Annotated in this window: 6 protein-coding genes and 2 pseudogenes; all 8 read left to right on the top strand. The window is 64.3% G+C overall.

The features are described 5' to 3' along the window. A pseudogene (locus tag FCU66_RS41740) lies at positions 1-201 on the top strand (hypothetical protein); the annotation flags it as partial. A gap of 132 nt (positions 202-333) precedes the next feature. Then, positions 334-1,239, top strand: coding sequence for a non-homologous end joining protein Ku (ku, locus tag FCU66_RS40105; RefSeq protein WP_136621919.1), 906 nt, complete (start codon positions 334-336; stop codon positions 1,237-1,239). Next, the gene (locus FCU66_RS40100) at positions 1,236-2,357 is read left to right on the top strand and encodes a tetratricopeptide repeat protein (RefSeq protein ID WP_136621920.1); all 1,122 of its coding nucleotides are present in this window, start codon (positions 1,236-1,238) and stop codon (positions 2,355-2,357) included. Before ku ends, FCU66_RS40100 begins: the two co-directional genes overlap by 4 nt. Positions 2,358-2,445: 88 nt before the next feature. Beyond that, positions 2,446-3,081: pseudogene (locus FCU66_RS40095) on the top strand (alpha/beta hydrolase family protein); the annotation flags it as partial. Positions 3,082-3,335: 254 nt separating this feature from the next. After that, a complete protein-coding gene (locus FCU66_RS40085) occupies positions 3,336-4,106 on the top strand; it encodes an exodeoxyribonuclease III (RefSeq protein ID WP_136621922.1) in 771 nt (256 codons plus the stop codon). A gap of 151 nt (positions 4,107-4,257) precedes the next feature. After that, positions 4,258-5,457, top strand: coding sequence for a hypothetical protein (locus tag FCU66_RS40080; RefSeq protein WP_136621923.1), 1,200 nt, complete (start codon positions 4,258-4,260; stop codon positions 5,455-5,457). A 186-nt stretch (positions 5,458-5,643) separates the two neighbouring features. Continuing rightward, positions 5,644-5,865 (top strand): hypothetical protein, encoded by a 222-nt coding sequence (locus FCU66_RS41505; RefSeq protein ID WP_168992167.1) that lies wholly within the window; start codon positions 5,644-5,646, stop codon positions 5,863-5,865. A gap of 231 nt (positions 5,866-6,096) precedes the next feature. Beyond that, positions 6,097-6,970, top strand: an 874-nt coding sequence (locus FCU66_RS40065) for a WD40 repeat domain-containing protein (protein ID WP_425462892.1), incomplete at its 3' end; no start/stop codon positions are given.

Genomic DNA, 6,970 nt, shown 5'->3' with positions numbered 1-6,970 from the left:
AGGAGGGAGATCGGCAGCTTTGACGCCGGCATTCTTCCTGCAACGCCGCCGATTGGCGAAGGCCACAGCGACATTCAATCTCCCCCCTTGCGGGGGAGATGTCCGGCAGGACAGAGGGGGGTGCTGTCCCGCCAGCGTCTCAATCCCAACGCCATCGACGCTTCGGACAATTTGAATTATTCTCCTGCGGCGACCCACTGACGGAGCTAAAACATTTCGTCAGGGATTTGCCTGTATCGTGTGGGGTCGGTGTAGGATTTGTGCAGCCTCGTTCGTCCTTCGGACGAAAAGCGCTGCAGCAAATGTCAGTGCATGGCCGCGTAGGAGTGTTTCATGGCGCCCAGGGCAAGTTGGAAAGGTTACCTCAAACTCAGTCTGGTCAGCTGTCCGGTGCGGTTGTACCCCGCCACCAGCGCGAGCGAGCGCATCAGCTTCAACCAGCTGCACAAGAAGACCCACAACCGCATCAACATGAAGCCGGTCGACCCGGAGCTGGGGCTCGTCGAGCGCACGGATCTGGTCAAGGGTTACGAATACGAGGACAAGCAGTACATCATCATCGATGATGCCGACCTCGACGCGGTGCGCATCGAATCCAACCACACGATGAACATCGAGGCCTTCGTCGACGAGGGCGAGGTCGACGTCATCTACCAGGACGCGCCATACTATCTGGCGCCCGACGGTGCGATGGCGGAAGAAACCTTCGCCGTGCTGCGCGAAGCGATGCGCAAATCCGGCAAGCTGGCGATCGCCCGCCTGGTGCTGTCGAGCCGCGAGCGGGTGGTGACGATCGGCGCGCGCGAGAACGGCATGTTCGTGTGCACCTTGAGGAACCCGAACGAAGTGCGTGGCACGGCTGAATATTTCGGCAACATCCCGGCCGGCAAGCCTGACACGGAAATGCTGCAGCTCGCCGAAGCGCTGATCAAGCAGAAGGAAACCACCTTCGATCCGAAGAACTATGAGGACCGCTACGAGGCAGCACTCATGACGATGATCCGCGAGAAGCTGAAGGGCCACAAGCCGATCATCGCGGCGGCACCCGAGCGCGGCAATGTCATCAATTTGATGGATGCGCTTAAGGCCAGCCTGTCGCAATCGAAGCCGCCGGCCAAGTCGAAGAGCAAGGCCGACGAAGTGGCGAAGCCGGCCGTGAAGAAGGTGGCAGCGGGTGGTGCTGCTGAAAATCCGCTGAAGGCCAATCTGCTGAAGGCGGTCGGCAAGAGCAAGAAATGACGGCACCGGCCGTACCGGGCGCCGTCTTCGGCACCATCGGCGCGCTGGCGGCGTTTCCGCTCAGGCTGGCGGCACGCGAGGTCGAGCGTCAGCACGGCCAGCTGCGGCGCGGCGTCACCAGGCGCACCACGCATGTCGTGTTCGGCCGGACGCTGTTGGCCAAGGCCGGGCTCACCAAGAACGGTGACGCCGAGATCGAGCGCCGTGTCGCCGCCGAGCGCGCGGCCGGGCACAAACTCCTCAGCGAGAACGGTTTCCTGCGCCTGCTCGGGCTGATGAAGGCGCCGGAGGCGTCGTCGCTGTCACGGCAATCGCTGATCGAGCAGTCGCGGCTGTCGGGCGCCGATCTCGACCTGCTGTCGCTGTTCGATGCGTTCGAGCATGACGCAGAACCCTATTCCTTCCGCGACCTGATCCTGGCGCGCAAATATGCCGGGCTTATCACCGGCGGTGCGACATGGGGGGCGATCGCGCGCTCCGTCCATCGCTCCGGTCCGGTGGCTTCGCTGACCGCCAAATCGCTCAATGTCGGCTCGCAGCATGGCCGACCCGACGCCATCTATCTCGAGGGTGGGCAGAGCGAACTCGACGGGCAATTGCTGTTCGATCTCGGAACAGCCGGGGCAGAGGGCGACGACACGCTGGAAGAGCTGTTCGCCGAGGCGGAAGCAGCGGAGGAGGGCGGCGACCATGAAGGGGCGGCCGCGCTCTACCAACGCTGCCTGGCCATCGACCCGAGCGATGCGATCGCCGCCTTCAACCGCGCCAATTGCCTGCGCGCCGGCGGCCACGCGGCGGACGCCGCGCATGATTATATCAGCGCGATAAAACTCGACCCGGCCTTCGTCGAGGCCTGGTTCAACCTGGCCGGGCTGATGAGCGAGCAAGGCCGCGAGGCCTCGGCGCGAAGGCACCTGCAGAAGGCGATCGCGCTCGACAAGACCTATGCCGATCCGGTGTTCAACCTCGCCCGGTTGGAGTTCGACGCCGGCAACCTGCTGGAGGCGCGGCGGCTGTGGGCGCGCTATCTGGAGCTCGACGCGGATTCGGAATGGGCGCGCGTTGCCGCCAAGGGGGTGCAGTTCGTGGATTTGCAGCTGACGCGGACGGCGGGGTGAGGGCAATGGTCGCGCTTGAACACCCCCCTCTGNNCGGCAGGACAGAGGGGGGTGGGACGGAACTCGACCTCTCCGGGAAGGTCGCCCCATGACCACCTTCCTTTTCGACGGTCCCGACACCGCCCCTGTCACCATCCTGCTCGCCCATGGCGCCGGCGCGCCTATGGACTCGGCTTCGATGACCGCCACCGCCAAGGCGCTGGCTGCGGCTGGCTTCCAGGTCGCGCGTTTCGAATTCCACTATATGGCCGCGCGTCGCTACGGCCACCGCAAGCCGCCGCCGCGGGCCGAGACGGTGAACCCGGAATATATCAAGGCGATCGCCGACCTCAGGGCGAAGGGCGTGACTGGCCCGCTCATCATCGGCGGCAAGTCGATGGGCGGGCGCGTCGCCTCGATGGTCGCGGACGAGATGTTTGCCAAGGGTGAAATCTCAGGCCTGTTGTGCCTCGGCTATCCCTTCCACCCGCCGGCCAAGCCGACGCAGCTTCGGACCAAGCATCTGGCTGACCTCAAGACGCCAACTCTGATCTTCCAGGGCACGCGTGACGAGTTCGGCACGCAGGATGAAGTCGCCACCTACGGTCTTTCCGATAATATCGAGGTGCGGTGGCTGGAGGACGGCGACCATGATCTCAAGCCGCGCAAGAGCATCTCGGGCCTCTCTACCGCCGATCACCTGAAGACACTGGCCGAGGCGGTGAAGGTTTGGGCGGGCCGGATGNNGCCCCTCATCCGCCTGCCGGCACCTTCTCCCCGTATAGTGACGGGGCGAAGGGAGATGGCCGCGCCCTCGGCGCTCTTCTTGCAACATTGGCGATTGGCGAAAGGGGCGATGATAGCGTCCTTCGCCCCGTTTACGGGGAGAAGATGGCGGCAGCCAGATGAGGGGCGGCGCTGGCATCGACAATTGGCCAGCACTCAAGACATTCGCCAGCCCCTTGCGACCCCCTTCAGCTTCCTGCTTTCATGCATGCAATGAAGATCGCCTCCTTCAACATCAACAACATCAACAGCCGGCTGGAAAACCTGCTGGCATGGCTGGCTGTCGCAAAACCCGATGTCGTCTGCCTGCAGGAGCTGAAGGCGCGCGACATGCAGTTTCCGCGCTCGGCGCTTGCGGCGGCCGGCTATGGCGCGGTGTGGAAGGGCGAGGCGACCTGGAACGGCGTTGCCATCCTGGCGCGGGGGTCGGAACCGGTGCTGACCCGCGATGCCTTGCCCGGCGACGATACCGACAGGCAGAGCCGCTACATCGAGGCGGCGGTGAATGGCATCATCATCGCTTGTCTCTATGCGCCGAACGGCAACCCGCAGCCGGGACCGAAATTCGCCTACAAGCTCGCCTGGCACGAGCGGCTGGAGGCGCATGCCGAACAGCTGCTCGACACCGGCCTGCCGGTGGTGCTGGCCGGCGATTACAACATCGTGCCCGAGCCGCGCGACATCTATGTCACCCGCTCCTATGACGACAACGCGCTGGTGCAGCCAGAAAGCCGGGCTTCCTTCGCCGCGTTGCTCGAACAGGGTTGGACGGACGGCCTGCGCAAGAAACACCCGAAGGAGACGCTCTACACATTCTGGGATTATCGCCGTAACCGCTGGCCGCGCGACGCCGGTTTGAGGCTCGACCACATCTTGCTGTCGAAGAAACTGGCGCGGCGCCTGACCGGCGCCGGCATCGACCGCGAGGTGCGCGGTGAGGATGGCGCCAGCGACCATGCGCCGGTGTGGGTGGAATTGAAGTAGGGCGACTTTCAAGCCTGCGGCGGCGGTCTCCCTTTGCCGTCGCCAGCATCTGCTGTGCAGCAGCGTCGACGCAGGCTAGTCTGTTTGCAAAGTTCTCCAACGCAGCCCGGATTGCCCATGATCACCAACAAGACCTGTGGATCGAGGCCTCATGTTTGACCTCGGCCCTGTCGGGATACTGCTTGCAGCCATCGTGGTGCTTGCGGCTGCCGCTGCCGTGTTCCGGCTGCTGTGGCAGAGGCGCTGCCGCCGCAAGGGGCGGCGGCAGGCCAATCCGGCGGACGATTACGCCGTTCGCAGCGATTGGAGCGGCAGCGGCGGCACTTTGAACTATTCGTCCTTCGTTTATTTCGACGTCGATCGCGACGGCAAATACGGCGTCGGCGACCGGCCGATGGCCGGCATCATGGTGCGGCTGTATGACGAGGCCGGCAAGTTCACCGCTTCAGCGCGCACCAACAATGCCGGCTTTGCCAATTTCCCGATGTCGGTGAAACGCAGAAAGGCCGTGATCCGCACGCCGGGCAACTGGCGCTTTGCGGTTTCGGTGCCACCCGGCTGGCAGGCGAAAAGCGAAAACGACATCCAGTCCCGACACCTCCTGTCGATGCCGGGTTCGCCGGCCGGGCTGGTGTCGCACGAGATGCTGCAGCCGGTGGGCCTGGTGCCACCCCGCCGCCTTAGTGGGCGCGTTGGCGGCGACGGGTCAGCGACGCTGTCGGTGTTGGGGAACGGGCACCTGCTGGAGACGCGACCGCTGGCGCCAGGCGCTGCCTTCAGCGTTGATCTGGCCGATGACGCCGACACGGTTCTCGTCAGTGGCGGCGGCCTTGAGCGGCGGCTGGCGCTGTCGCCCTATCCGGCCGATCTCGGCCTGCTGTCGCCGCAAACCGCTTGCATCGCCACCGACGCCGCCCTGGAAACGATCGATTTCGACGATGTGACGTCGCGCACCTTCAGGAAAATTCCGTCCGGCCATGCCGGATTGGCGTGGCGCAACTTGAATGCGATGGCGCGCGACTACACCAAGGACAGCCAGGGCTATGTCAACGGCAACGTCTCCGGCGACCATTTGGTCTACACCAGCAGCGGGCTGCCGGCCGAATTCAGCCGCGAACAGCCGTTCGGCTTTCACTCGGTCATGCTGAGCGCTGCCTGGCTGAAGTCGGAAGGGGAGGTGGCGCTGATCGAAAGCTGGCTTGGCGAGCAGCTGATCTCAAGCGATCAGGTCACGCTCTCGGCGCTGACGCCGCTGCATTACGCCCCGATGCTCAAGGCAGTAACGCGTGTTCGCCTGTCGACGAAACACTATTGGCAGATGGTGCTGGACGATCTGGTCCTGACGCGCTGAAATCAGGATATCGAGGCGCCGTTTGCCGCCGTGATCGCCGAAAGACGCTCTTTTTTCAAAAGAATCGGCTTCACATAGATTTTCTTCATTTTCTGACTCTCCTAAAATCCCGGTTCGATGATGGCAGACTGCGGCCATCTGTCAACCACGCGGGCTGGAAGCAATAAATCCGCAATAAATCCAACGATGAGCGACAAAGTGCTCGCTCACCAATTCTTTGTTGTGCGCGATTCCCAAGGGAAAGCGCTATGCGCTTTTCCCGGGAAAACCGGTGCCACTTTCCTGGAATTGCTCCAGCGTCAGCGCGATCCGGCCAGAATGCGCCGGGATTATATTGTGGGGCTGCTCGGGCCGTTTGCCGTGACGGCTGAAAGCTTGCCCTTCCTGACGAAGGTCGGCTTCGCGTAGGTCTTCTTCATCGTGGTCTCTCCTGAATCCCTTTGCAATGATGGCAGATACGCGACATGTGTCAACCAAGCCGGGCAAAGGCATGCGAGCGTCGGCAAGGTGCGTGAACTGTCGGGGTGGCGGGCTCTTGGCGATAGGAGCGCGCCCCTGGTAGTCTCGACCATTGCACCATGCGCGGGCGACCGTCGCATCGCCAGGGCCGCCAACAAACGCCCGGGGAAAGAAAATCCGATGGACAGGTTGGCTGACAGGCTGTTTGCGCTTCCCCTGCTGGCGGCGGCCATGGCTTGCCTGGTTCGGACATATCTGCTCCTGGGCGGCAGGGATTTCACCTGGAGCGGCATGGTGCGGATGCTGCATGGTCCGGCCACGCCGTGGGCGGTGGTGTTCCTGGCTGTGGGCGCGCTTTGCCTGCTTGGCGCTTTGTTGTTTTGGGCCGGGCTGCTGCCCGGCCGGCCGCGCCATCCCACTGGGGCGCCGCTTTTTGGCCGCGACGCCGAGACCGAGCCCAAGGGCCGGCCGAACTTGCGGCGCGCCTTCCTTGTTTTGCCGGTGATTGCCGTGCTGGTGTTGCTGGCCGATCAATTCCCGTGGCGGGCGCCGGACGGCGAGGTGGCTTCGCCAAGCCAACCCAAGGCCAACGAACCAAGGATCCCTGGACCGAAGACCAACGAACCCAAGGGCAATGATATCGCCAGCACGCCGCCGGCCCCGGAGCCAGTTGCCCCGCCGGCACCGCCTCCAGCTGCTTCGCCGCCAGAGGCCGCCAATCCGCCTGCGGCACCCGCGCCACCGACCTTGCCTGCCCTGGTGCCGCCACCCGTCGCTCCGACGCCGCCGGAGGTCGCGGTCATTCCGCCGCCCACCGTGGCACCATTGCCGCCGGCTCCGCCATCGCTGCCAACGCAGCCCGAGGGCCACCGCGACGCTGTCGTCTGGCTGGCGGTGGCGCCCGACGGGCACTCGATCATGAGCGCCAGCACCGACCACACGATCAAGCTCTGGGATATCGCCGGCAAGCAGCTGATCCGCAATCTCGGCGTGCACAAGGATATGGCCCGCACGGCGCTGTTCATGCCCGATGGCGTCAGCGCGCTGACGGCTG

The organism is Mesorhizobium norvegicum, from assembly GCF_004919685.1.
GTDB classification, from domain to species: domain Bacteria; phylum Pseudomonadota; class Alphaproteobacteria; order Rhizobiales; family Rhizobiaceae; genus Mesorhizobium; species Mesorhizobium norvegicum.
This window is presented reverse-complemented; position numbering and strand designations above follow the sequence as displayed.

What these genes read in the sequence shown, in the direction of transcription:
- ku (WP_136621919.1), top strand. Translation starts at nt 334, where the DNA reads ATGGCGCCCAGGGCAAGTTGGAAAGGTTACCTCAAACTCAGTCTGGTC.
- FCU66_RS40100 (WP_136621920.1), top strand. Translation starts at nt 1,236, where the DNA reads ATGACGGCACCGGCCGTACCGGGCGCCGTCTTCGGCACCATCGGCGCG.
- FCU66_RS40085 (WP_136621922.1), top strand. Translation starts at nt 3,336, where the DNA reads ATGAAGATCGCCTCCTTCAACATCAACAACATCAACAGCCGGCTGGAA.
- FCU66_RS40080 (WP_136621923.1), top strand. Translation starts at nt 4,258, where the DNA reads ATGTTTGACCTCGGCCCTGTCGGGATACTGCTTGCAGCCATCGTGGTG.
- FCU66_RS41505 (WP_168992167.1), top strand. Translation starts at nt 5,644, where the DNA reads ATGAGCGACAAAGTGCTCGCTCACCAATTCTTTGTTGTGCGCGATTCC.